Annotated in this window: 20 protein-coding genes and 1 pseudogene; 12 read left to right on the top strand and 9 right to left on the bottom strand. The window is 72.6% G+C overall.

Features of this window, described 5'->3' with window-relative positions:
- The first annotated feature begins 171 nt into the window (after nucleotides 1–171).
- The 5 genes from PV789_RS01325 to PV789_RS01305 all read left to right on the top strand — a co-directional run bounded on the left by PV789_RS01325 (nucleotide 172) and on the right by PV789_RS01305 (nucleotide 7,057).
- On the top strand, nucleotides 172–1,287 hold the full coding sequence (locus tag PV789_RS01325) for a winged helix DNA-binding domain-containing protein (protein ID WP_274975798.1): 1,116 nt from the start codon (nucleotides 172–174) through the stop codon (nucleotides 1,285–1,287).
- A gap of 119 nt (nucleotides 1,288–1,406) precedes the next feature.
- A complete protein-coding gene (locus PV789_RS01320; RefSeq protein ID WP_274975797.1) occupies nucleotides 1,407–3,383 on the top strand; it encodes a hypothetical protein in 1,977 nt (658 codons plus the stop codon).
- Between the two features lie 209 nt (nucleotides 3,384–3,592).
- The gene (locus tag PV789_RS01315) at nucleotides 3,593–4,558 is read left to right on the top strand and encodes a DedA family protein (protein WP_274975796.1); all 966 of its coding nucleotides are present in this window, start codon (nucleotides 3,593–3,595) and stop codon (nucleotides 4,556–4,558) included.
- A gap of 198 nt (nucleotides 4,559–4,756) precedes the next feature.
- Complete coding sequence (lpdA, locus tag PV789_RS01310) at nucleotides 4,757–6,160, top strand: dihydrolipoyl dehydrogenase (protein ID WP_274975795.1); 1,404 nt, start codon at nucleotides 4,757–4,759, stop codon at nucleotides 6,158–6,160.
- 186 nt (nucleotides 6,161–6,346) lie between these two features.
- Complete coding sequence (locus PV789_RS01305) at nucleotides 6,347–7,057, top strand: hypothetical protein (RefSeq protein ID WP_274975794.1); 711 nt, start codon at nucleotides 6,347–6,349, stop codon at nucleotides 7,055–7,057.
- 86 nt (nucleotides 7,058–7,143) lie between these two features.
- Here PV789_RS01305 and PV789_RS01300 read toward each other — a convergent pair whose 3' ends face one another.
- The 3 genes from PV789_RS01300 to PV789_RS01290 all read right to left on the bottom strand — a co-directional run bounded on the left by PV789_RS01300 (nucleotide 7,144) and on the right by PV789_RS01290 (nucleotide 11,202).
- Nucleotides 7,144–7,707, bottom strand: a complete 564-nt coding sequence (locus PV789_RS01300; RefSeq protein ID WP_274975793.1) for a hypothetical protein — start codon at nucleotides 7,705–7,707, stop codon at nucleotides 7,144–7,146.
- Nucleotides 7,708–8,066: 359 nt separating this feature from the next.
- Complete coding sequence (locus PV789_RS01295; RefSeq protein WP_274975792.1) at nucleotides 8,067–9,056, bottom strand: winged helix-turn-helix domain-containing protein; 990 nt, start codon at nucleotides 9,054–9,056, stop codon at nucleotides 8,067–8,069.
- A 541-nt stretch (nucleotides 9,057–9,597) separates the two neighbouring features.
- Nucleotides 9,598–11,202 (bottom strand): OmpA family protein, encoded by a 1,605-nt coding sequence (locus tag PV789_RS01290; protein WP_274975791.1) that lies wholly within the window; start codon nucleotides 11,200–11,202, stop codon nucleotides 9,598–9,600.
- A 340-nt stretch (nucleotides 11,203–11,542) separates the two neighbouring features.
- Here PV789_RS01290 and PV789_RS01285 point away from each other — a divergent pair, with 340 nt between their 5' ends.
- The 4 genes from PV789_RS01285 to PV789_RS01270 all read left to right on the top strand — a co-directional run bounded on the left by PV789_RS01285 (nucleotide 11,543) and on the right by PV789_RS01270 (nucleotide 15,509).
- A complete protein-coding gene (locus PV789_RS01285) occupies nucleotides 11,543–13,186 on the top strand; it encodes a molybdopterin-dependent oxidoreductase (RefSeq protein WP_274975790.1) in 1,644 nt (547 codons plus the stop codon).
- A gap of 76 nt (nucleotides 13,187–13,262) precedes the next feature.
- Nucleotides 13,263–13,913 (top strand): fasciclin domain-containing protein, encoded by a 651-nt coding sequence (locus tag PV789_RS01280; protein ID WP_274975789.1) that lies wholly within the window; start codon nucleotides 13,263–13,265, stop codon nucleotides 13,911–13,913.
- A gap of 247 nt (nucleotides 13,914–14,160) precedes the next feature.
- Nucleotides 14,161–14,772 (top strand): sigma-70 family RNA polymerase sigma factor, encoded by a 612-nt coding sequence (locus PV789_RS01275; RefSeq protein WP_248773016.1) that lies wholly within the window; start codon nucleotides 14,161–14,163, stop codon nucleotides 14,770–14,772.
- Nucleotides 14,769–15,509 (top strand): anti-sigma factor, encoded by a 741-nt coding sequence (locus tag PV789_RS01270; RefSeq protein ID WP_274975788.1) that lies wholly within the window; start codon nucleotides 14,769–14,771, stop codon nucleotides 15,507–15,509. The genes PV789_RS01275 and PV789_RS01270 overlap by 4 nt, the downstream gene beginning before the upstream one ends.
- Nucleotides 15,510–15,678: 169 nt before the next feature.
- On the opposite strand, the pseudogene PV789_RS01265 reads toward PV789_RS01270, so the two are convergent.
- Both PV789_RS01265 and PV789_RS01260 read right to left on the bottom strand, forming a co-directional pair.
- Nucleotides 15,679–16,093: pseudogene (locus PV789_RS01265) on the bottom strand (MFS transporter); the annotation flags it as partial.
- A gap of 160 nt (nucleotides 16,094–16,253) precedes the next feature.
- On the bottom strand, nucleotides 16,254–16,550 hold the full coding sequence (locus PV789_RS01260; RefSeq protein WP_274975787.1) for a DUF4287 domain-containing protein: 297 nt from the start codon (nucleotides 16,548–16,550) through the stop codon (nucleotides 16,254–16,256).
- Nucleotides 16,551–17,066: 516 nt separating this feature from the next.
- Between PV789_RS01260 and PV789_RS01255 the strand changes: the two genes are divergently transcribed.
- The 3 genes from PV789_RS01255 (at nucleotide 17,067) to PV789_RS01245 (ending at nucleotide 20,639) form a co-directional block, all read left to right on the top strand.
- Nucleotides 17,067–17,906, top strand: a complete 840-nt coding sequence (locus PV789_RS01255) for an EamA family transporter (RefSeq protein WP_274975786.1) — start codon at nucleotides 17,067–17,069, stop codon at nucleotides 17,904–17,906.
- Nucleotides 17,907–17,951: 45 nt separating this feature from the next.
- Entirely contained in the window at nucleotides 17,952–18,935 is a 984-nt protein-coding gene (locus PV789_RS01250) for an amidohydrolase family protein (RefSeq protein ID WP_274975785.1), read from the top strand.
- A gap of 132 nt (nucleotides 18,936–19,067) precedes the next feature.
- Nucleotides 19,068–20,639: a long-chain-fatty-acid--CoA ligase gene (locus tag PV789_RS01245; RefSeq protein ID WP_274975784.1), complete on the top strand. Its 1,572-nt coding sequence runs from the start codon at nucleotides 19,068–19,070 to the stop codon at nucleotides 20,637–20,639.
- Nucleotides 20,640–20,703: 64 nt separating this feature from the next.
- Here the strand turns inward: PV789_RS01245 and PV789_RS01240 are convergent, their stop codons facing one another.
- From PV789_RS01240 to PV789_RS01225, 4 genes are all read right to left on the bottom strand, one after another.
- The gene (locus tag PV789_RS01240) at nucleotides 20,704–21,501 is read right to left on the bottom strand and encodes a VOC family protein (protein WP_274975783.1); all 798 of its coding nucleotides are present in this window, start codon (nucleotides 21,499–21,501) and stop codon (nucleotides 20,704–20,706) included.
- A gap of 156 nt (nucleotides 21,502–21,657) precedes the next feature.
- Nucleotides 21,658–21,909: a Smr/MutS family protein gene (locus PV789_RS01235; RefSeq protein WP_013156341.1), complete on the bottom strand. Its 252-nt coding sequence runs from the start codon at nucleotides 21,907–21,909 to the stop codon at nucleotides 21,658–21,660.
- 111 nt (nucleotides 21,910–22,020) lie between these two features.
- Nucleotides 22,021–22,476 (bottom strand): GNAT family N-acetyltransferase, encoded by a 456-nt coding sequence (locus PV789_RS01230; protein WP_274975782.1) that lies wholly within the window; start codon nucleotides 22,474–22,476, stop codon nucleotides 22,021–22,023.
- A 359-nt stretch (nucleotides 22,477–22,835) separates the two neighbouring features.
- Nucleotides 22,836–23,663 carry a class I SAM-dependent methyltransferase gene (locus PV789_RS01225; protein WP_274975781.1) on the bottom strand — a complete coding sequence of 276 codons (828 nt, stop codon included), beginning with the start codon at nucleotides 23,661–23,663 and terminating at the stop codon, nucleotides 22,836–22,838.
- Nucleotides 23,664–23,721: the final 58 nt, after the last annotated feature.

Genomic DNA, 23,721 nt, shown 5'->3' with positions numbered 1-23,721 from the left:
GTGTCGCCCCCCGGACCGCCCGTCGAGTGGGGTACCCCACACGGCCGCCGCCCCGCTCGCCGCCCGTCCGCCCTCCGGGGGCGCACCGGGCCGCCCCGCGCGCGGCGCCCGCCTGTCGGACCCGGCCGGTAGTGTGCCTCGACCGACCGGCAATCCTGGAGGAGCCGAGCGATGGCCGCCACCGACACCGTCCTCTCCCGGCGTGCGCTCAACCGCGCCACCCTCGCCCGCCAGTTCCTCCTGCGGCGCGTGGACCGGCCGGTGACCGAGGTCGTCTCCCACCTGGTCGGCCTCCAGGCGCAGACCACGCACACCTGGTACGTCGGGCTCCAGAACCGGATCGAGGACGCGTCCCCCGAGGACGTCGGCCGCCAGCTCACCGACGGCGAACTCGTCCGCGCCACCCTCATGCGCGGCACCCTGCACCTGGTCACCCCCGAGGACTTCCGCGCGCTGCGGCCCACGGTCCAGCCCGTCATCGCCGGCGGCCTGGCGCACAGCGCCCACGGGAAGGCCACCGCCGGGATCGACCTGGACGCCGTGGCGGACGCCGGGCGCGCCCTGCTGGTGAAGGAGCCGCTCACCCCCGGCGAGCTGGGCGCACGCCTGGCCGAGCGGTGGCCCGGGGTCCCCGGCGGCGACCTGTCCTACGCGGTGCGCTCCCTGCTGCCCGTCGTCCAGATCCCCCCGCGCGGGGTGTGGGGCTGCTCCGGGCCGCCCGCGTTCGCCCCCGCCGACACCTGGACCGGTCTGGCCATGGACGCCGATCCCGATCCGGAGGCGCTCGTGCTGCGCTACCTGGCCGCGTTCGGACCGGCCACCGTGAAGGACGTGCAGGCCTGGTCGGGGCTGACCCGGCTGCGCGCGGTGGTCGACCGCCTGCGCGAACGGCTCGTGGTCCTGCGCGGCGAGGACGGCGCCGAGCTGTTCGACCTCCCCGACGCCCCGCGCCCGGGACCGGACGTCCCGGCGCCGGTCCGCTTCCTCTACGACTTCGACAACGTGCTGCGCGGCCACGCCGACCGCGGCCGGATGCTCTCCGCCGAGGATCTGGGTCGGCTCGCCTCCCGCAACGGGATGCCGCCCGCCACGGTGCTCGTGGACGGCCGGGTGCGCGGCTCCTGGAAGGTGGTCCGGGCCAGGAGGACGGCGGCCGTGGAGGTGACGCCGTTCCGGCCGATCGGGGCCGCCGACCGGGAGGAGGCCGAGGCCGAGGGGCTGCGGCTGCTGGCCTTCCTGGCGCCGGAGCGCGACGCGCACGAGGTCCGGTTCGCGTCGCCCGCCTGACCGCCGCACGTACCCGTGGACGCGGACGGGTCCTTCCCGACGGGGGTTCTTCCGGTGTCCGTCATCGACGCATGTGACCGGACCACGGACAGTACGTGTGGGTATGGAAGGATTCACAGGTGACCGATGAGTTCCGTGCCGCGTTCCAACGCGTGCTCGACACCGCAGCCAGCCAGGCACCCGCGTTTCCGGCGGCCGTGCACGACGTGTTCCGGCTGTCCTCCCAGGTGCCCGTCGAAGAACTCGCCATCGCCATGGAGGCGCTGGCCCCGGTCCTGGGCGACAGTGAACCCGTCGCCGGGATCGCGGCCGACCTCGCCGTCCTGGCCGGCGCCCTCGTGGAGGCCGGAGCGCCCGCGGGACAGGTGGGGCTGGAGGTGCTGCGCCAGCTGGGAAGTTACGGTCAAGCCGCGGTGGCCTTCATGCACGCGTGGGACAAGACCGGCGGCGGGCAGCTGCCCGCGCCCAACGACGTGTCGGCGGCCGACGAGCAGCGCGTCGAGGAGGTCCTCGGGGAGAACGCCCCGCTGGCCACCGTGGGCTGGTGGACGTCCCTGCGCTACGGGCTGGCGGCCAAGGCCATGCTGGGCGACCCCGGGGTGCGGGCGGCCGTGCGCGCCGACTCCAGCGCCCTGGAGGGGCTGACCCAGATCGTGCACGCGCTGTCCACACAGCTCAGCGAGTTCGTCGAGGTGAACGAACTGCTGCGGATGGCGGAGGCGAGCACGCTCCTGGTGCTGGACCGGGCCTCGCGCCGGGGCTTCCAGGTGCGCTTCGACGGGATCGGCGACAACTTCCAGCTGCACACGCTGCTCGCGGACGCGCTGATCGGCAAGGAGGGACGGCTGGTACCCGGCACCCGACCCGACCCCCGGTGGACCGCCGCGTGCCTGGACGCGCCGGTGGACCCGCTGGCGGACGTGGTGCGCGGCGAATGGGACCTGGTCGGCGGCGACGGCACGTGGGTCGGCAACGAGGCCCTCCCCGGGGACATCCCGCTGGTCGACGGCACGCGGGTGCTGGTGCTGGAACCGCAGTCGCTCAGCCACTCCTGGCGGGCCGGGCGCAGGCACCCGCACATCCCGGGGTCCCTGGAGGTGCTGGAGGAGATGCGCCACGAGGACGCGGCCGCGTGGTGGACGCGGATCCACATGGCCGGTTCGGTACGCCATCCGATGGCGCCGCCGATCGAGCACGACGAGACCGGAACCCACCGGACGCAGGCGCCCCGCCACTTCGGTGTGGCCGCGCACTTCGCCGAGGTGGACTCGGGTCCGATGTCGGCCTCGTTCCGGTCGCTGGAACCGGAGGCCGATGACGACCTGCTCACCGGGGGGACCGGCGCCGCGGCCGAGCGACCGCAGTCCCCGCCGGAGCCGTGGGGGGACCCGTCGCAGGACCGGGGCGAGCCGTCCGGGGCCGAAACGCCCGAACCCCACCCGTGGGCCGCCGACCCGCTGCCCTCCCGCACGCCTCCGGAGCCGCCGGAGCCCCCCCGGGCCGGGGACCCGCTCGCGGACCCGCTCTCGGACGCCTTCTCGGACCCGCTCTCGGGTCCGCAGGAGCCCTGGCGGTCCGGAGGAGCGGTGGAGGGGCCCGACTCCTGGGGCGCGGCGGAGCCCGCGGAGCCGATGAGCGATTGGCGCAGCCCCGAGCCGCTGGGCTTCCGGACCCCCACGGGGGCCGACGAGGGCACGGACCGGGCCCAGCTCTGGCCCCTGGCCGCTTCGGAGAACTCCTGGAGCGCCGCGGAGCCCGCGGAGCCGATCAGCGATTGGCGCAGCCCCGAGCCCCTGGACTCCCGCCCCTACGCGGAACCCGAGGAGCGGGCGGACCGGGACCAGTCCTGGAGCCCCGCCGCGCCGGAGGACCCGCTGGGCGCCTGGGGGCGGCCGGAGTCTCCGGAGGACCGGGCGACCCCGGCCCGGGACGCGGTGGGTCCGGCGGAGGCGGAGAACACGGCGGACTCCGGGGACGACGGCGACGACAGGCGCCCCGGCTCCCGTCTGCTGCCGCCCATGCCGCCGGGCGTCTCGGACAGCTGGGCGTGGGCTCCGGGCTGGAAGTGGCCCGCGCCGCCCGGCTCGTCCGACTGAGCACGGCCCGCGGCCCCGGGGAGGGACTCCCCGGCCGCGGACGGGGCGGCGGCCACGGGTGCGGGGTGCGTGTCCGGGACCGCCGCCCCGGACCCCGTACCGGCACCGCGGTATGACAGGTGTCATGTCGCGGCACCGGCGGCTCTCACACCGACCCGGTGACTCCTGCGTCTGGGGACGGGCCTCCCCGGTCGGCCAAGCTTGGGGGTATGACGACGTTGAACAGCGACCGCTCCGGCACCGGCGCCCGGTCCGGAAGCGGAACGGGTGCCGGCCCCGGGTCGGAGTCCGGAACGGGTACCGGCTCCGAGTCCGCGACCGTGCCCGGGACCGCGCACGCCGGCGAGGACACCCCGCGCGCGGACGGCGCACCCCTGTCAGCGGAGGAGCGCAAGGCCGCCGAGAGGGAGGCGCAGAAGGAGGAGGCCCGGGCCGCCCTGCGCGCGCTCAAGCCCTGGGAGGGCAGGGCGACGCGGCAGGACAAGGCGCTGATGGCCGCCTTCGTCGGCGTCCCCCTCTTCTTCATGGCGCTGACGCCGCTCAAGCCCTTCCTGATCGCCCACCACCCGGTCCTGCTGGAGTTCGTCACCGGCAGCAACGCGGCGGTCGGCGCGGCCGCGGCGTTCGCGCGGATCGGGGAGATCCCCCTGTGGCTGGTCGTGGTCGCGGGCGTCGTCGGCAAGGTGAAGATCGACTGGCTGTTCTGGTGGGTCGGCAGGCGCTGGGGCCGCGGTTTCGTCAACCTCATCGCGCCGGGCGACAGGGCGCAGCGCTTCGCCGACCGGGCGCAGGACATGAGCCCGTGGATCATGCCGGTCGCGATCGTCCTCAGCTACCTGCCGGGCATCCCCACCGTGTTCGTCCTCGTCATCGCGGGCTGGACCGGGATGCGCCTGGTGCCCTTCCTCCTCCTGGACGCCCTCGGGGCCCTGGTCCTCACCGCGTCCGTGGCCTCCGTCGGCTACGCGGCGGGCCAGACCGGGGTGGACATCGTCCTGCTGGTCGACAGGTACGCCCTCTGGTTCGCCCTGGGCATCGTCGTCGTCATGGCCTTCGTCCCCGTGTTCAAGCAGAACCGCGCCCAGAAGCGGGCCAAGGCGGCCGCGGAGGCGAAGGCCGCCGAGGAGGTCGGGGCGGCGCGGGGCGACGAGAGGGCGCAGGACCCCCGGGGCTGACACCGCGGACCGCGATCTCCCTCGGCCGAACGCGCGCGACCCCCTGTGAGCAGGCGCTTCCACGGAAAGTACCGTGAAGGAAGCGACTGGTCACCCACGTGCCGGGGGCACCCGACTAGGCTGGCGTTCGGCAATCCGACAACCCGGGCAAGCCGACTGCGCTGGGTGCGTCACAAACACACTCAAGGAGATCCCGTCATGGGACAGCGACACTTCGATCTGGTGGTTCTCGGCGCGGGCCCCGGCGGCTACGTGGCCGCCATCCGCGCCGCCCAGCTCGGCCTGAAGACCGCCGTCATCGAGGAGAAGTACTGGGGCGGGGTCTGCCTCAACGTGGGCTGCATCCCCTCCAAGGCGCTGCTGCGCAACGCCGAACTCGCCCACCTGTTCCAGAACGAGGCCGACTTCTTCGGCATCAAGGTCGACGGCAAGGTCGAGTTCGACTTCGGCAAGGCGCACAGCCGCAGCCGCGAGGTGGCGGACGGCCGGGTCAAGGGCGTCCACTACCTGATGAAGAAGAACAAGATCACCGAGCTGAACGGCCGGGGCACCTTCACCGACGACCACACCGTCGAGGTCAGCGGCGAGGACGGCGCCACCGAGACCGTCACCTTCGACCACGCGGTGATCGCGGCGGGCTCCTCCACCAGGCTGCTGCCCGGCACCGAGCTGTCCGAGCGGGTCGTCACCTACGAGGAGCAGATCCTCACCGACACCCTGCCGGAGAGCATCGTCATCGCCGGTGCGGGCGCCATCGGCGTCGAGTTCGCCTACGTCCTGGCCAACTACGGCGTGGACGTGACGATCGTGGAGTTCCTCGACCGCCTCGTGCCCACCGAGGACGAGGAGGTCTCCAAGGAGCTGGGCCGCGCCTACAAGAAGCTGGGCGTAAAGGTGATGACCTCCACCCGCGTGGAGTCGGTCGAGGACACCGGCGAGGGCGTGCGCGTCACCGTCAGCAGCGACGGCAAGGAGCAGACCCTGGAGGCCGACAAGCTCCTCCAGGCCATCGGCTTCGCCCCCAACGTGGAGGGCTACGGTCTGGAGAAGACCGGCGTGGAGCTGACCGACCGGGGCGCGATCGGCATCGACTCCCGGGGGCGCACCAACGTCCCGCACATCTACGCGATCGGCGACGTCACCGCCAAGCTGATGCTGGCCCACACCGCCGAGGCCATGGGCATCGTCGCCGCGGAGACCATCGCGGGCGCCGAGACCCAGGAGATCGACTACCGGTTCATCCCGCGCGCCACCTACTGCCAGCCGCAGATCGCCAGCTTCGGCTACAGCGAGAAGGAGGCGCGGGAGGCGGGCTTCGACGTCCAGGTCGCCAAGTTCCCGTTCATGGCCAACGGCAAGGCGCACGGCCTCGGGGACACGCGCGGTTTCGTCAAGATCCTCTCCGACGGCAAGTACGGGGAGTTCCTCGGCGCGCACATGATCGGCCCGGACGTGACCGAGCTGCTGCCCGAGCTGACCCTGGCCCAGCAGTGGGACCTGACCGTGCACGAGGTCGCGCGCAACATCCACGCGCACCCCACGCTCAGCGAGGCGGTCAAGGAGGCCGTGCACGGCCTGGCCGGTCACATGATCAACATGTGACGCACCGGCGTCCCCGGCCCCGCCGCCCCGGGAGGGTGGCGGGGCCGCGCCGTACCCGCGCGGGCACCTTCCGCCGAAGGCGGGCGGCGACCCCTGCCTCGGGCGCTCCGCGGACTTGCTAAGTTTCGTGTGTCCCCGCCGGATCCCCACCCCGAACTCCGGTGCTCCCCCGACCGAAAGCCATCCATGCGCCTGATCCCGTCCACTCCCCTGTCGTGCCTGGGCACGGCCGCCGCCGTCGTCGTCGGCGGGTTCGTCCTCGTCGGCTTCGGCGTGATCGACCTCGACGAGTTCGAGATGGACCTGTCCTTCGGAGACGGCGTGGACCTGCCCTTCGGGGACGGTGAGGAGGTCCCCGAGCTGGAGGCCGGGGCCTCGCCCGGTCCCGAGGAGGAGCAGCCGGAGCAGGCCGCGCCGGAGTACGGGCTGCCCGAGTCGTGTGCGGCCGCCGGTGCCGCGGAGGTGGTCGGCGAGCTGGCCCCGGGACAGGTGCTCACCGAGGAGGTCGGTGAGGTGGAGGGCGTCGACGGCGCCGAACAGGTCGTGTGCTCGTTCAGCGACGGGAGCACCGGGCCCGGCGCCTCCTCTTTCACGCTGGTGTTCACCCTGAACGCCGACCCGAGCACCAACCCGGACGTGGTGCGGGTGCCCGGGGAGCAGGAGCAGATGAACTGGGAGGTGGACATCGACGTGGACGTGGACACCTACCACACCGAGGAGTCCGACTCCCTGGGCGGCGACCTGGAGTACGTGGGCACCGTGGACGGCTCCAGCCGCCACCTGTACCTGGCGCTGCCCGACGAGCTGTACGTCACCGCCATCGCCTACGGCGAGGAGGTGCCGCGCGAGGACCTGGAGCGGGTGGTCATGCTGGCCGCCGAGCGCATCCGGGGCTGACCCGCGACGCGAACGACCGAGGGGGCCGCCGGTGGGCGGCCCCCTCGCGTGTTCCCGGACGTGTCGGGATCACCTCACGGTGTGCCTCAGCACGGGACGACCGTCCAGATGGGGGTCCAGTCGTAGGAGGGGTCGGATTCCGGTGCGACGGACCGGGTCACGGTGTTGCCGCTCTGGCCTCGGAGGAGGGCCACGGTGCCCGTGTACTGGTTGTTCCGGTAGGAGCCCTGGACGACCCAGTCGGTAAGCGTGTAGGTGCCGCAGTAGTACAGGTTGTACTGGTTGCCGACGTAGTGCGGGTCGGTGTACATGCAGAAGTAGCCGAGGGGGCATTCGAGGGCGGAGGCGGTCGCCGGAGCGCCGAGGTCGTGCGCGTACTTCTCACCGGGTGCGGCGACCACGATCTCGCCGCCCTCCAGTTCGATCCTGTTCGCCGACACCTGGGTGCCGCCGAAGTCGTCGAGGTAGGCGTCCACCTCGTCCTGGAGCTGCTCCGCCTCAGCGGAAGTCAGGTCGGCCTCCGCGGTCTGCGTGGCGAACTCCGCCCGCAGGGCGTTCTCCTCCGCGCTGGCGGGCCCGGCGGCCAGCACCAGCCCCAGCATCGACAGGCAGGCCACGAACAGCGACCACGGCCCCGTACTCTTTCGCATTCCCATTCTCTCCCACTCCTCGTTCCCGCTTCTGGACGTCACCCGGTTGACACGGCACTCTCCGAGCGCCGGTGCCGGGCACCCGTGAATCGGGCCTCCCCTTATTCCCCCGCCGTCCACACGGAGGAAGAAAGGACGACCCCAGACTGGAAAGAACGGGAAAACCCGAGGCCCGGACCAGAAAACAACAGATGGCACAGACCTCTGGACTGGAAGAAGGAAAATCACTCCCGTTCCACCCGAACGCAGGTTATTCGCGCCCGGGGAGCGCGACAACGCTTTTCGGCCGTGGACAAAAGGCCCAGTTCCCGGACGGCTCCGGTCCGGACCGAACTCCCGTGTGCCGGTTCCGACACTCCTCAGCCCCCGCACAGGGTGCGCCCCAGCGGTGTGGCGGTGTGGTGCACGGACGGGCCGAGACGGTGGGTGGTGAGCAGTCCGTTCCCCCGCAGCACGCTGAGGTGCTGGCTCGCGGTGGCGGCGGAGACGCCGACGTCCCGGGCGACCTGCGTGGTGGAGCGCCCGTGGTCGGCCACGGTGCGCAGGATGTCGGCGCGGGTCCGCCCGAGGAGTTCGCGGAGGGACCCGTCCGCGCTGCCCTCACCCCTCCCCGAGAACCAGCCGCCGTCCACCGAGTCGTGGTCGACCGGGTAGACGAGCACGGGGGACAGCGCGGAGTCCCGGAGGAGGATGGGCACCCTCCAGCAGAAGAAGGACGGGATGAGGCGCAGGCCGCGGCCGTCCAGGTACAGGTCACGGTCGATCATCAGACTCCGCAACTCCAGGACCGGGGACTGCCAGGCCAGGGCGGGGCTCAGACCGGCCAGCAGTGCCTCCACGCCGCCCTGGAGCAGGGCACGGGCGCGCAGGGCGCGATCGGTGTGCACGTGGCGTCGGACGGAGTCCCAGTGGGGGGCCAGGGCGCGGCCGTGGTAGTCCCGCAGGGCCTCCGTCAGCCTGTGCAGGGCGCTGGTCCGGCCCCGCGCGAGGTCGTCGCTCCATCCGGGCAGTCTGCGGCTGCTCCCCAGGATCTCCAGGTCGCCGCGCAGGCGGGCGCGAGGGGTGCGGGCGAGGGCCTCGATGCCCTCCTCCACGTCGCACAGGGGCACCGCGGGGGTGAGGAAGTCGGGCGAGTACCCCCGCGCGGGCCCGAAGGGCAGCACCTGGCGCAGCGAGGAGGGCGTGGCCTGGCGGAGGGAACGGCGCCAGGGGTCGAACACCCGGCGGCCGTCCCGGTTCTGGAGGGCGTGGAGGCTGAGCAGTGTCCCCCACATGGGGTCGGGCTCGGGGGCGACCACGGTGTTCGCTAGGTCGGTGCCGGTGAAATGGATCCTTACCATCGTCGTCATTCCTGCCTGGTGTCGCGGGACCCTTCGCGACCACCGCTGTCGTTCGCGCGGTGGTGGCTGGACACGGGGCCTCGGGCGGGGGGCTGGCCGCCAGGAGAAAGGTATCGGGCGGCGTTCCTTTTCTTCGCGAACACCCGGACGGAACGTCACTTTCCACCGGGGGCGGAGCATCCACAAAGGAGAACAGCGGGTGAACGATTCTCCCACCTGGGGGAATTCACCGCCCCCGGCGGAATCCGGTGCTTTCCAGTGCCCTGGGACAAGAACAGGGAAAGGCTTTTTTCGTGTGCCGGAAGTGGCTGGAGGGGTTCGGAGCACCACCGCCCCTCCCCGCCGTGTCCGGGTACGGCGAAGGGGGCCGCCGATCGGCGGCCCCCTCACGTGTGCGGGCGGTCCCGGTGTTCCGTCGCGGCGGAGGCTTCACCGCCCCGCGCTCCTCGCCGAGGCCCCGTCGTGCCCGCGGCGGGCCCGGGAGACCGGCACCGGCCGGGACGGGGGTCAGAACCCACGCCGGGCACCGGCGGCGGTCCCGCCCGCCCCTCTAGTGCTCCACGGGGATCTCCTCGAACTCACCGAACGGGCCCGCCCGCAGGGTCAGCTCCTCCACGTCCACCGGCGGCGCGGGGAAGACCGCGACCAGGCTGTAGGTGTTGTCGGGCTGGAGCATGTGGACCTCTTCGGCGAAGCTGCTGTAGCGCCCCTCGCCGAAGTCCATCTGGGCCACGTAGCGCACCAGGCCGCTCTCCGGCTCCAGCAGTTGGAAGCCGCCGAGCGTGCCCTTGTTGAACTGCTCGGGGCCGCCCGCCTGGACGGCCTCCTGCCCGCCCATGTCGGGCATGGTCGGCTCGTCGGTGGTGTTGGTCAGAGCCACGGTGCCGATCACGTACGCGCCGTCGCGGCGCAGCGGGTAGACCTCCAGGCGCACCCCGTCCAGCTCGCCCTCGGCCACCACCGACCCCGGGTCGTCGTCGTAGGGCGCGGGCCAGGTGACGTTGCGCTGGGCCGCGCCCAGGGCGTCGTCGTCGTACTCCTCTTCCTCCGTGGCCTCCACGGTGGTGTTGAAGACGTAGGAGAACTCCACGCGCCGGTTGCGCGCCCGCGCCTCGTCGTCGTCGGGGCCGCCCTCGCGGGCGATCGGCTCCTGCTCGCCGCGGCCCTCCACCTCCAGGGTGTAGTCGGTGCCCAACTCCTCGGCGAGCAGGTCGCGCACGCTCTCGGCCCTCTGCACCGACAGGTTGTCGTTGTAGGAGTCGTCGCCGATGCTGTCGGTGTGGCCGATGACCGTGATGACGGGCTCGTCGGGGTCGACGTTGCGGGCCAGGCTGGTGGCCGCGCGGCGCACCACGTCCTCGGCCTCGGGGGTCAGGTCCGAGCGGTCGAACTCGAACATGACGTCGGAGTGCAGGGAGATGATCTCCCGGTCGCCGTCGCGGGTGGTGGAGGCGATCTCGGAGTCCACGAAGCTCTGCACCCAGCCCTCGTCGGCCACGGCGTCCTCGTCCGGGCGGCGGTTGGCGAAGGTGAGGTTCTCCCCGCTCGGCGGCGGGTCGTCCGGGGTGAGGTGGTCGGCCCCGTTGGGGTCCTGCGGGTCGGCCCGCCCCTCCTCCACGTCCACGACCGGGATGCCGGTCATGGCCCCGAGCCCGCTGCCGACGAACGTGACCTGCCGGACCTCGTCGGGCAGGCGCGGGAAGTAGCGCACGTACTCGTTGGTGACCCCGTCGTGGACCGGGTAGAGGCCGTCCTGGTTGGGGCTCTCGGAGCCGTACTTGAGGCCCTCCTCGTCCAGGAACTGCCGGTAGACGCGGCCGGTGAGCGGATCGACCAGGGTGTGGGCCATGCTCATGTTCCGGTTGGGTCCGGTGAACTCGTCGAGGTAGGTGACCTCGTAGTACATGACGGTGTAGTCGTCGGTGCGCTCCAGACCGGTGACGGCGAAGCGCATCTCGTTGTCCCGGCCGGTGTCCTGGAAGATGCGGCCCTCGCGGACGTAGGGGAACTCCTCCCTGACCTCGGGCGGGCCCGACGCGCTTCCGAAGGTCTCGGACCACCAGTCGGACACCCCCTCGGTGACCGTACAGCCGCTGAGCAGGAGGCTGCCCGAGACCGCTAGCGCGACCAGGGGTAGGGGCGACTTCCTCGCCATGTGGGGGAACTCCGATCGTTGAGGAGACGTACGGGCAACATCCTCCTGTACGCGTGGGGCGGAACCGACCGCCCTGCCCGCAGTTGGCGGGTTACGTCCGCTTGGCGGCCGGTGCCCGGTGCGGGGCGGTCCCGTCGGCGCGGGACCCCCGGACGGGTCCCGGACGGACGGCGGGCGCGGGTCCCGGAGGAGTCCGGGGCCGGCGGTGGACGGGCGGCGGACGCGCGAGGAGCGCCCCTGCACCCGCCGGCGGCACCGCGTCACCGCAGGTCAAGGACTTCTTCGCGCGGACCGAAAAAAATTCCGCGGAAACACCCATCCGCCCCCGCCTCGGCCCCGAATGACCGACGTGACCACCGAGACACGCGGGAACACCCCGCCACGCGACAGGCGACGGGTCGTCGTCGGATCAGTCGTGGGGCTGCTCACGGTCGGCGCCTCACTGGGCACCGCCGAGCTGGCCGCAGGACTGCTCCGCACCGTGTCTCCGGTGATCGCCGTCGGCGACACGGTCGTCGACATCACACCGCCCTCCCTGGTGGAGGCGGCGATCGATCTGCTGGGCAGAGCCGACAAGGTCGTGCTCGTGGCCGGGATCATCGCCGTTCTTCTGGGTGTCGGGGCCGTACTCGGCACGGCGTCGCTCCGGCGGCCCGTCGTCGGGTACACGGGGTTGGCGGTGTTCACCGCGGTCGGGCTGGCCGCCGTGCTTCCGCACCGCTCCGACGACCCGGGCGCCCCGGTGCCCGTGCTCGTCGGGGCGGTGGCGGGGGCTCTCGCCCTGGCGCTCCTGGTGCGCAGCACGCGCGGGATGCTCCGGCCCGAAGCGGACTCCGGACCACAAGGGATGGGCGGTTCGAGGACACCGGCGGACGCGGAGGAGGCTCCTGCCCCTCCCGCGGCCGGACCGGACCGGGGCCCGGGCAGACGCGGTTTCGTGCTGACCGCGGCGGGCGTCCTGGCCGTGTCCGGCACCGCCGGTGTCCTCGGGCGCCTGCTGCCGACCCTAGGCGGCGGTGCGGGCTCACGCTCCGCCCTCGTCCTTCCCCCGGCGGCGAACCCGCTGCCGCCGCTGCCCGCCGCGACCGAACTGGGCGTTCCGGGGCTGACACCCTTCACCACGCCCAACAGGGAGTTCTACCGGATCGACACCGCCCTCACCGTTCCCCGGCTGGACTCCACCCGATGGACGCTGAGGGTGCACGGGATGGTGGACCGCCCCTTCGAGATCGACATGGACGAACTGCTCGCCGAGGAGCTCGTCGAGGCCGACATCACCATGACCTGCGTGTCGAACCAGGTCGGCGGCGACCTCGCGGGAAACAGCCGCTGGCTGGGCTTCCCCTTGACCGACCTCCTGCGGCGCGCGGGCGTGCAGTCCGGCGCCGACCAGATCCTCAGCACCTCCGACGACGGCTGGACCTGCGGCACGCCGACCGAGGTCGTCATGGACGGGCGCGACGCGCTCCTGGCCGTGGGCATGAACGGGGAGCCCCTCCCCCACGCGCACGGCTACCCGGCGCGCATGGTCGTCCCCGGCCTCTACGGGTTCGTCAGCGCCACCAAGTGGGTCACCGACATCAAGCTGACCCGCTTCGCCGACGAGCAGGCCTACTGGGCGCAGCGCGGCTGGGCGGTGCGCGCTCCCATCAAGACCATGTCCCGCGTGGACGTGCCCGCACCCCTGAGCCGGGTGGACGCCGGAGAGGTCGTCCTGGCCGGAGTGGCCTGGGCGCAGCACCGCGGGGTCGACGCCGTGGAGGTGCGGGTGGACGGAGGCGAGTGGCAGCGGGCCGAACTCGCCGCGGTCCCCGGCATCGACACCTGGGTCCAGTGGGTGGCCGAGACCACCGTCGAACCCGGCCAGCACTCCGTGGAGGTCCGGGCCACCGACGCCACCGGGGCCACCCAGCCCGCCGAACGGGTGGATCCCGTGCCCGACGGCGCAACCGGCTGGCACAGCATCCGGTTCACCGCCGAATAGACGCACCCCTCGACCAACACCGGCGCAAGTCGGTGACGTGAGCAAACAGAAGTTAACCAAGTTGAAGGAGAAAACAATGATCCGCAAGAGCAGCCTCACCATCACGGCCGCCGCTGCCGCGCTCGCCTTCGGTCTGACCGCCTGCGGCGGCGGCATGGGCGGCGAGGAGGAGGCCGCCGAGGAGACCCCCACCGCGACCGAGTCCGAGAACAGCGGCATGGGCGGCGAGGAGGGCACCACCGAGATGGCGGGCGAGAACTTCGGTTCCGGCTGCGCCGAGGTGCCCGCCGACGGCGAGGGCAGCTTCGAGGGCATGGCGGACGACCCGGTCGCCACCGCCGCGTCCAACAACCCGGTGCTGTCCACGCTGGTGACGGCCGTGACCGAGGCGGACCTGGTGGACACGCTCAACTCGGCCGAGGACATCACGGTCTTCGCCCCGGCCAACCCGGCGTTCGAGGCGATCCCGCAGGAGGACCTCGACGCGCTGCTGGCCGACCAGGAGCAGCTCACCGAGGTGCTGACCTACCACGTGGTCGAGGGCCGCCAGACCCCGGCCGACCTGGAGAACGGCACGTTCACCTCGCTCCAGGGCGGCGAGGTCACCACCGAGGGCTCCGGCGAGGAGTTCACGGTGAACGGCGAGGCGTCCGTCATCTGCGGCAACGTGCAGACCGCCAACGCCACGGTGTACATCGTCGACGGCGTGCTGATGCCCGCCGAGTAACTCCGGCACGGTGCGACCCCCGGGCGGTCCGAGCGTTGAGGCCGGGCCGTCCGGGCCCGCCAGCGCCCCCGAGGGCACACGGGGCTCCGTGGACTCCACGGAGCCCCGACGGGCGCACCGCGCGAGAACAGCCGAACGGTACGGCTGACGTGCGATTCTGGAAGGGCCGGGATCCTTCGGGGCACACCCGGGCCCGTCCAGCGCACGGATGGGGCGAGCGACGCAGGACCACCAGGAAGAGGAGCGGATGGACGAGCACGCCGCGATACCCCGGGGCCCCCGCGGGTCGGAGGCGGAGCCGCCGGTTCCGCCTGCCCAGCGGCTCACGGAACTGCTCCGCCAGGTGGCCCGGGGTGATGAGAGCGCGTTCGGCGAGGTGTACGACCTGGTCATCCCGTCGGTGTACGGGCTGGTGCGTCGTGTGCTTCGCGACCCCGCCCAGTCCGAGGAGGTCGCCCAGGAGGTGATGGTGGAGGTGTGGCGCACCGCCTGCCGTTACGACGAGCGGCGCGGCAGCCCCCAGGCGTGGGTGATGACGCTCGCGCACCGCCGGGCGGTGGACCGGGTGCGCTCCGAGCAGGCCGCCACAGACCGGGAGGCCAGGGTGGCGGCCGCGAACACGCAGCGCCCCTACGACGAGGTGGCCGAGGAGGCCACGAACCGTCTGGAACGCGAGCGGGTGCGCCGCTGTCTGGACACGCTGACCGAACTCCAGGGCCAGTCCGTGCGTCTGGCCTACTACGGCGGATACACCTATCGTGAGGTGGCCCGCCTGCTTTCGACGCCGTTGGGCACCGTGAAGACGCGGATGCGCGACGGTCTGATCCGGCTACGGGACTGCTTGGGGGTGGAGTGGTGAGGAGGACACTGGGCCAGGACCCGCACATCCTCTCGGGAGCCTACGCCCTGGGCGCCCTGTCTCCGAGTGAGAGCGTGCGGTTCGAGGACCATCTGGCCGAATGCGACTCCTGTGTGCAGGAGACGCGCGGCTTCACCGAGACCGTCACGCTCCTGGGCACCGCGGCCGCCGGCACGCCGCCCGCCGAACTGCGCGAGCGCGTACTGGAGGAGGTGGCGCGCACCCGCCAGCTCGCGCCCGCTCCCGAGCGCCTGCCGGTGCCGCGCCGGGGCCGCTGGTCCTGGGGCCTGGGGCTGGTGCTGGCCGCCTGCCTGGCCGTCATGGTCGCGCTGGGCGCTGTCGTCATCGACCAGGTGCGCCAGGTGCAGGACCTGCGGGAGAACGAGCGGCAGATCGCGGCGGTGCTCTCCGACCCGAACGCCGACTACACCACGGCCGAGCCCATGGAGGGCGTGTCCGTGACCGTGGTGCACTCCGAGAGCAGCGGACGGATCGTGTTCAGCGCCCACGGCCTGGAGCGGCTGGAGGACGAGGACTACCAGCTCTGGCTGACGCGTGACGACGGCAGCGTCTACTCGGCCGGGGTGCTCTCCGTGGACGAGTCGGGCTTCGTGCTCCCGGTGCTGGCCGCGCCGCAGGACGAGGCGACCGGGGGCGTGGCCGTCACCGTCGAGCCCGAGGGCGGCTCCGAGCAGCCCACCTCCGATCCGCTGATGGCGATGCCCTTCGAGGGCTGAGGACCGGTCGCCGTCCGGCCCCGGCCGGGCGGCGACCGGTTTCACGCCGGTCATCGGACGGCCGATGACCGGTCCCCTAACCGGACCGCCTCCCGTCACCCGGGCGGCGGTGCGGCACCTGACCGGCCGTGGCCCGACCGCTCGGCCCCCTCGGGGGGCGGGGCCGCGGTCAGGCCACGGCCACCTCCTCGGGCCGGGGCAGGTCGCGCATGGCCGGGGAGAGGCTGAACAGGGCGGCGAGCGCCGAGACCAGCGTCATCGTCGGGAAGACCCAGGCGGGCCCGGCGCGGTCGAAGACCACCCCGATGCCGAGGATGCCCACCGGCTGCGACACCAGCGCCATGAACGTGACGGCGCCCGGGACACGACCCTGGTAGCGGTCGCTGACCGACGCGGCGGCGTAGCCGTAGAACACGGCGTTCACGCAGGGCACGATGGCGAACACGCAGCCCACCAGCACCCCGAGGAACATCACGTTGGGCGCGAACAGCAGCCCCAGCGCGCACACCGGGGCGGCCCAGGCCGCGGTGAGGAAGATGGGCCGAGAGCCGCACCCACCTGACGACCGCTCCGGCTCGGAAGGCCGTCGCGGTGCACACGGAGGAGGTGGCCGAATCCGGCCACGGGAGGGCTTTCGGCCAGGGCGGTCCCGGGGTTCGCGCGGCTGGACGGGGTCTGGGCGGCGTCCGGGCGCGCGGGGGCCGGCGGCTAACGACCGAATCCCCGCCGGGCAGGGGCGCGGCCTCAGACCGTCTGCGGTCTGGTCGCCTTGCCGTCGAGCCAGAGCTCGGTGGAGGAGTCCCGGTGGGAACCGGTGGTGCCCACGTGCTTGGCGCTGATCCGCGGGCCCTTCTTGATGACGTGGACCAGGGCCATCGCGTGGCCGCGGCCCAGGCCGTAGTCCTCGGCCAGCCACTGGACGATGGTGCCCGCCTTGACCGAAGGGTCGTCGTAGCCCTTCTCCTTGGCACGGTCGACCAGCGTGCGCGGAGTCAGACCGGTCTTGTCCTCGACGGCATCCAGGTAAGCCTGGAACGACATGGGGGCCTCCTCGACTGGGCAGGCCCCGATACTCACACGCACCTGCGACATTCCGGCGGCAGCGGCAGCGGCACCGGCCGCCGAGACGGCCCCAGCCGCGCCACAGGACCGGAACGCGCGGGCTCAGGCGGGGATTGTCCACAGGCGCGGCAGCGGGGTGGTGGACGGCTCCCGGGAGGAGCATGCTGTTGATGGGGGTCCCCAGCCTCCGCGCCGTGGAACACGTCCCCCATGACAGGTATGCCCGCCACGGTCCCGGCGCCACCCCATGCTCCCCGGCCTGTGGACGACCGCCTAGCCTTGCCGGATGTCCCTTCCGCCCCCGGCGCCCTCTCCAGTCCCGTTCCCTCGGCCCGCGCTCCGCCAGAAACCTTCCCCGCCCCTGCATCCTCCGCGCTCACTCCACCGGACGCCTCCCCCGGGCCCGCATCCTCCGCCCCAGCGCCGCCGGGCCTCCTCCCTGTCCCCCGTTTCCGCCCCGTCCCCCGTTTCCTCCTCGTCCCCCGCCTCCACCCCGTGACGCCGTGGGTCGTGGCCGTGGTCCTGCTCGCGGCGCTGCTGCACGCGGGCTGGAACGCGATCGCCCACTCCATCACCGACCGCCTGCTCGGGTTCGCCCTGATCGGCCTCGGCGGAATGCTCGCCGCCCTGCCCCTGCTCCCGGTCGTGGGGCCGCCCCCGCGCGAGGCCTGGCCGGTCCTGCTCGCATCCCTCGCCACCCACCTGCTGTACATGAGCCTGCTGATGCTCTCCTACCGGACCGGCGAGTTCGGCCAGGTGTACCCGATGGCGCGCGGCACGGCGCCGTGGGTGGTCGCCCTGACCGGCATCCTCCTGCTCGGTGAGTCGATGCCCCCGTCCGACCTGGCCGGGGTCCTGGTCGTCTCCGCCGGGCTGACGACGCTGGTGTTCGCGGGCGGCCGCCCCTCCCGCGCACAGCTTCCGGCGCTGCTGGCGGCCTTCGCCACCGGCGTCAGCATCGCCGTCTACACCGTGGTCGACGCCCACGGGGTCCGCCTCACCCAGGACCCGCTGGGTTACATCACGTGGCTGATGATCCTTCAGGGACCGGTGTTCTTCGTGGTGGCGGTGTTCACCCGCCGCGGCGCGCTCCCTCGCCAGCTCAAGCCGGTCTGGAAGTTCGGAGTCCTGGGCGGCGTGGTCAGCGCGGTCGCCTACGGGCTCGTGCTGTGGGCGCAACTGACCGGCGCGGTCGCGGGCATCGCCGCGCTGCGCGAGACGAGCATCGTCTTCGCCGCGGTACTGGGCGCGCTGCTGTTCGGGGAACGGTTCGGCCCGGTGCGGATCGCCGCCTCCGTCATCGTCGTGACCGGAGTAATCCTCCTGGCTTTCTGAGCGTCTTCATGACTCTGACCAGCGCTTACCCGTATCGTTTCCGGCGTGACACGAGCCTCGTCCTTCTCCGGGTCCGCCGCAACGGACACCGGCACCGAAACCCGTTCCGACACCGCCGCCGGAACCGATCCCGGGTCCTCCCGCACGACGGATACCGCGCACGAACACGGGCCCGAATCCGCCGCCGTACGCGCGGTCTGGCAGGGCCTGGGACTCCCGGGACTCATCGACGTCCACACCCACTTCATGCCCGACAACGTGCTGCGCAAGGTGTGGGCCCACTTCGACGCCCTCGGCGGCCTGTGGCCGATCAACTACCGCTTCGACGAGGACGAACGCCTGTCCCTGCTCCGGGGCTTCGGGGTGCGGCACTTCACCGCCCTCTCCTACCCGCACCGGCCCGGCATGGCCGCCTGGCTCAACGACTGGGCGGGCGGCTTCGCCGACCGCAACCCCGACTGCCTGCGCAGCGCCACCTTCTACCCCGAGCCGGAGGCCCGCGACTACGTGGCCGCGGCGTTGGAGGCGGGTACCCGCGTGTTCAAGGCACACCTCCAGGTCGGCCGCTACGACCCGCGCGACCCGCTGCTGGCCGACGTGTGGGGGCTGATCGCGGACGCGGGCACGCCCGTGGTGATCCACTGCGGTTCGAGCCCGGAGGCGGGCCCCTTCACCGGCCCCGAACCCTTCGCCGAGACCCTGCGCGCCCACCCCGGGCTCACCGCGGTCATCGCCCACGCCGGGGCTCCCGACTACCGCGCGTTCCTGGACCTGGCCGAGCACCACGAGCGCGTCCACCTGGACACCACGATGGTGTTCACCGAGTTCTCCAAGGACTGGGCGCCCTTCCCCGACGGGGAGGTGCCCCGCCTGAAGGGTGTCGCGGACCGGGTCCTTTTCGGCACGGACTTCCCGAACATCCCGTACCCCTATCTCGAACAGATCGAGGCCCTCGCCTGGCTCGGTCTGGGTGATGACTGGCTTCGGGGAGTGCTGTACGGCAACGCCGCCCGGCTGTTCGGACTCTGAGGGCAGCCGACTTCCGACGCCCGACGCTGGACAGCCGACGACCGTCCGGTGATGGTGGTCGTGGGGCGACCGCCTTCGGCCTCCGCCCCGACCACCGCCCACCATCACCGACGCGGAAAGGCACCCGGCACCATGGAACTCGCCCTGACTCCCCTGGAGTTCGCCCGCCGCACCCGAAGACTGCACCCCCGGCGCGAGGCGGTGGTGGACCGTGGCCTCCGGCTCACCTACGAGGAGTTCTTCGACCGCTGCGACCGCTGGTCCTCCGCCCTCCAGGGCATGGGGGTGTCCAAGGGCGACCGCGTCGCCTACATCTCCCCCAACACCCACGCCCAGCTGGAATCCTTCTACGCCGTGCCGCAGCTCGGCGCGGTGCTGGTGCCGGTCAACTTCCGGCTGTCGGCGGACGACTTCGTCTACATCGTCAACCACTCCGGGGCGCGGGTCCTGTGCGTGCACGCCGACCAGCTCGACGCCGTGGACGGCGTCCGCGACCAGATGCCGGGCGTGGAGCGGTTCGTCGCCCTGGAGGGGGCGCGCCCGGGTTGGGAGGACTACGAGACCCTCGTCGCGCAGGCCGCGGCGGACTACGTCCGCCCCGAGATCGACGAGACCGACTTGCTGACCGTCAATTACACGAGCGGCACCACGGCCCGGCCCAAGGGCGTGATGATCACCCACCGCAACGCGTACATGAACTCGGTGGGCACCCTGCTGCACCTGCGGATCGGCATCGACGACCGGTACCTGTGGACGCTGCCGATGTTCCACGCCAACGGCTGGACCTACACGTGGACGGTGACCGCCGCGGCCGCCACCCACGTGTGCCTGCCCGCGATGGACCCGGCCACCGTGTACGAGCTGATCCGCTCCGAGGGGGTCACCTGGCTGTGCGCGGCCCCCACCGTGCTGATCATGCTGTCGAACGCCCCCGAGGAGGTACGCGGCGGGGTCCCGGCCGGCGTGCACGTGGTGACGGCCGGGGCCTCCCCCGCCGCCGACACCATCGAGCGCCTGGAGGACGGTTTCGGATGGACCGTCACCCATGTCTACGGGCTGACCGAGACCACGCCGTTCATCACCGTGTGCGAGCCGCGAGCCGAGCACGGCGGCCTGTCTTCGCGCGACCGCGCCGCTGTCAAGGCACGCCAGGGGGTCGAGCTGATCACCTCCGGCGAGCTGCGGGTGGTGGACGCCGACGGCGTCGAGGTGCCCTGGGACGGTACGACGGTCGGGGAGATCACCGTGCGCGGGAACGTGGTGATGAAGGGCTACTACAACGACCCGGAGGCCACCCGGAAGGCCATGGGCGACGGCTGGTTCCACACCGGCGACGCGGCGGTCACCCACCCGGACGGGTACGTGGAGATCCAGGACCGGATCAAGGACGTCATCATCTCCGGCGGGGAGAACATCTCCTCCGTCGAGGTGGAGGGAGTCCTGCTGCGGCACCCGGCCGTGATGGAGGCAGCCGTCGTGGGCGTGCCGCACGAGCGCTGGGGCGAGACGCCGAAGGCGTCCGTGGTGCTGCGCGAGGGCACCGCGGCCACGGAGGAGGAGCTGATCGCCTTCGCCCGCGACAACCTGGCGCACTTCAAGGCGCCCACGCGGGTGGAGTGCGTGGAGCAGCTCCCCAAGACGGCCACCGGCAAGATCCAGAAGTTCGTGCTGCGCGGGGGCGCGTCCGCGGTGTCGCGGCAGTAGCCGCCGGGTGCGGCCGGGGCCCGCGCCCCCTCAGGGCGCGGGCTCCGGCCGGGCGGCGTCCGGATCACCCGGGCGGCCAGTTGAGCAGGACGAACCCGGCCTGGAAGGGGTCGGAGCAGACCATGCGGCGCCCCACACCCGGGATGCTCTCCGGCTCCGCGTGCACGCGTCCGCCCGCGGCCACGACCCTGCGCGCGACGGCGTCGCAGTCGGCCACCGCGAACACCGGGTGCCAGTCCTCCTCCCCGCCGAACCGGCCCCCGTGCCCGGGGCCCGCCTGCAGGATGCCCCCGTGGGTGCGCTCGTCACCGGTTCCCGCGGGGCGCAGGACCGTGTACCCGCCGACCTCCTCCCCGCCGAGGGACGGGTCGAACGGGCTGAGGTCCCACTTGAAGACCCCGGTGTAGAACTCGGCCGCGCCGCGCGCGTCGGTGGTCCGCAGCTCCACCCAGCAGAGGCTGTTGACCCGTCCCACCAGGCCGAGGTACATATCCCCCCGCCAGACGCCGAAGGAGGCGCCCTGGGGGTCGCGGAACAGCGCCTGACGGCCCAGGTCGAAGATGTCGAACGGCTCCACCAGGAGGGTGCCGCCCAGCCGCTCCACGCGTGCGATGGTGTCCTCGATGTCGGAGTCGGCGAAGTACACGGTCCAGGAGGGGCGGTCGCTCTCCCCCATGACCGGGCTGACACCGGCCGCGGGAAGCCCCTCACCGCACAGGAACTTGTAGCCCTCCAGCTGCCGGATGTGCGTCTCGGAGCTCCAGCCGAACACGTGCCCGTAGAACGCTGTCGAGGCCTCCACGTCGGGTGAGGACACCTCGACCCAGCAGGGCGACCCGGGAGTGAAATCCGTACTGATCATCGCTGTCCCTCTCCGTGACGGCACACCACCCTTCGGTTCCTTCCCTGGTGAGGGAGGTTTCGGGGATCGGAGGGGCAAAAACTCACACAACTCGCCGTTGCCGGGCCCGGCGGCCCCGCCCGCACCGGCCCGCTGCCGACCGCGGCAGGGACGCGCTCAGTGCCTGAAGTGCACGAACAGGCGCCCGAAGTTCTTGGAGTCCTTCTCGACCCGGTGGTAGCGGGCCTTGACGTCCTTGCGGTCGAGGAAGCGCAGCACCCGCTTCTTGAGCTGACCGGAACCCTTGCCGGGGATGATCTCGATGCTCTTGGCGCCCGTGCGCTCGGCCTCGTCCATGATGTCGTTGAGGGCCCGGTCGATGTCCCGTCCCTTGTTGAAGATGTCGTGCAGGTCGAGTTTGAGCCGCACCGTGCCTCCTCCGCGTCCGGTAGCCGGATCATACGCGGCGCGGGGCCGCGCGCCGGGGCCGCGGCGCGGCCCTCCCACCGGTGCCCGGGCCCCGTGTCCGCGCGTCGCCCGTCACTCCCCGAGGCGCAGGGTGAAGACCATCCGGTCCACGCCCGGCCCCTCGTAGTCGGCGTGCGGCCCTGTGACGGTGAAGCCGTGGGCGCGGTGGAAGGCGATCGAGCGCTCGTTGGCGGGGGAGGTGACCGCGCGCACGACCGTGCACCCGCGCTCCCTCGCCCCGTCCGTGAAGCGCCGGTACAGCCCGTTCGCGAGCCCTGTCCTGCGGTGCCCCGGGGCCACCCCGGCGAAGTGCACGTACGCCTCCTCGGGCACGGACGGCGAGGGGAAGCCGATCAGGAAGCCCGCCAACTCCCCCTCCGCCTCGGCGATGAGGCTGGTGGTGTGGAAGTGGTCGAGGAAGAGCCGGGGGAGGATGTGCGCCACGGGGCGCCCCCACCAGTCGTCGCAGACCGCCAGGATGCGCGGGTGGTCGGAGGGGAGGGCGGTCCGGACACCGACGTCGGTCACGCGGGGGCTCCTGGTCGTCGTCGGAGGGGTGTTCCGGGCCCGGAATACCCGCCGACGGGCCCGCGAACCCCTTCCGCGGGCCCGTTCGCCCCGGGTTCGGGGAACCGCTCAGGGGCGGCCGGACCCCCGCTCCGGGACCGGCGCGTTCGGCTCTCCCCGCTTTCCCTCCTCCGCCGGAGCGCCCACCACAACCCGAGCAGGGTGGCCGCGGCCAGCGCCCCGGCGACGGCCACGTCTTCCGGGTCACCGGCAACGGAGTGCGGCTGGTGCCCGCCGTGCCCGCGGAGTACCTCGGCGAACCCGTCTAGGGCCGGGGCGGCGAAGTGCAGGGGCTCCGCCACCCCCGTTCTCTCCCGGGCTCAGGGCCGGTCCGCCGAGAAGATCGCGGTGCCGGGGATCATCCGGCCGCGCACCGGCCCCCAGCCGCCCCAGACCCGGTCCAGCCCCTCGGGCCACTCCGGTTCGACCACGTCCCGCAGCACCAGGCCCGCGCGGGCGATCCCGCGCACCCAGTCGCCCACCGTGTGGTGGTGCTCCACGTAGACCGCGGTCCCGCCGTCGTCCTCCTCCACGTAGGCGCGGCGGTCGAAGTAGGACTGGTTCACGGTGAACCCGTCCTCCCCGGGGTCGTCCGGGAAGCTCCACCGGACCGGATGGGTCACGGAGAACACCAGCCGCCCTCCGGGCCCGAGCACCCGCGCGGCCTCGGCCAGGGCGTCGTCGGCCGAGGGCACGAACGGGAAGGCCCCGAACGAGGAGAACACGACGTCGAAGGAGGCGTCGGCGAACGGCAGCCGCTGGGCGTCGGCCTGCACGGCCGCGAGCGCGTGCCCGGTCCCCTCGTCGATCCTGCGCGAATGCTGGAGCTGGCGGAAGGACAGGTCGAACCCGACCACCTCGCGCACTCCCCGGGCACGCAGCCACCGCCCGCACTGGCCCGCGCCGCAGCCCACCTCCAGCACCCGGGCCCGCAGGAGGTCCTCCGGGTCGCCGAGCAGGCGCGCCTCGGCCTCGGTCAGGCCCTCCGGACACCACACGAACCCGGCGTCGCCGAGGAAGCCGCCGTGCTCGGCCTGGTAGGCGTCGGCCGCGCCGTCCCACCACCGGCGTCCGGCGCGGGCGCTCTCCTCGGCGTCCACGGCGCGGCGCGCCACGCGCCCGGGGTCCGGATAGCCGTCATCGTTCATGGGGCAAGCCTCCCAGAAAGGCGCGCGTGCACGGGGCCGCGGCGCGTGCACGGGGGCC

It is taken from the genome of Nocardiopsis camelliae (genome assembly GCF_028993595.1).
Taxonomy (GTDB): Bacteria; Actinomycetota; Actinomycetes; order Streptosporangiales; family Streptosporangiaceae; genus Nocardiopsis; species Nocardiopsis dassonvillei.
The sequence above is the reverse complement of the archived record's forward strand: the minus strand, read 5'-3'. Positions and strand labels throughout refer to the sequence as shown.

Bases quoted from the DNA above. Each gene is read 5' to 3' on its own strand.
- PV789_RS01325 (WP_274975798.1), top strand. From the start codon at position 172: ATGGCCGCCACCGACACCGTCCTCTCCCGGCGTGCGCTCAACCGCGCC.
- PV789_RS01315 (WP_274975796.1), top strand. From the start codon at position 3,593: ATGACGACGTTGAACAGCGACCGCTCCGGCACCGGCGCCCGGTCCGGA.
- PV789_RS01245 (WP_274975784.1), top strand. From the start codon at position 19,068: ATGGAACTCGCCCTGACTCCCCTGGAGTTCGCCCGCCGCACCCGAAGA.
- PV789_RS01295 (WP_274975792.1), bottom strand. From the start codon at position 9,056: ATGACGACGATGGTAAGGATCCATTTCACCGGCACCGACCTAGCGAAC.
- PV789_RS01300 (WP_274975793.1), bottom strand. From the start codon at position 7,707: ATGCGAAAGAGTACGGGGCCGTGGTCGCTGTTCGTGGCCTGCCTGTCG.
- PV789_RS01225 (WP_274975781.1), bottom strand. From the start codon at position 23,663: ATGAACGATGACGGCTATCCGGACCCCGGGCGCGTGGCGCGCCGCGCC.
- PV789_RS01290 (WP_274975791.1), bottom strand. From the start codon at position 11,202: ATGGCGAGGAAGTCGCCCCTACCCCTGGTCGCGCTAGCGGTCTCGGGC.
- PV789_RS01285 (WP_274975790.1), top strand. From the start codon at position 11,543: ATGACCGACGTGACCACCGAGACACGCGGGAACACCCCGCCACGCGAC.
- PV789_RS01280 (WP_274975789.1), top strand. From the start codon at position 13,263: ATGATCCGCAAGAGCAGCCTCACCATCACGGCCGCCGCTGCCGCGCTC.
- PV789_RS01240 (WP_274975783.1), bottom strand. From the start codon at position 21,501: ATGATCAGTACGGATTTCACTCCCGGGTCGCCCTGCTGGGTCGAGGTG.
- PV789_RS01260 (WP_274975787.1), bottom strand. From the start codon at position 16,550: ATGTCGTTCCAGGCTTACCTGGATGCCGTCGAGGACAAGACCGGTCTG.
- PV789_RS01275 (WP_248773016.1), top strand. From the start codon at position 14,161: ATGGACGAGCACGCCGCGATACCCCGGGGCCCCCGCGGGTCGGAGGCG.
- lpdA (WP_274975795.1), top strand. From the start codon at position 4,757: ATGGGACAGCGACACTTCGATCTGGTGGTTCTCGGCGCGGGCCCCGGC.
- PV789_RS01305 (WP_274975794.1), top strand. From the start codon at position 6,347: ATGCGCCTGATCCCGTCCACTCCCCTGTCGTGCCTGGGCACGGCCGCC.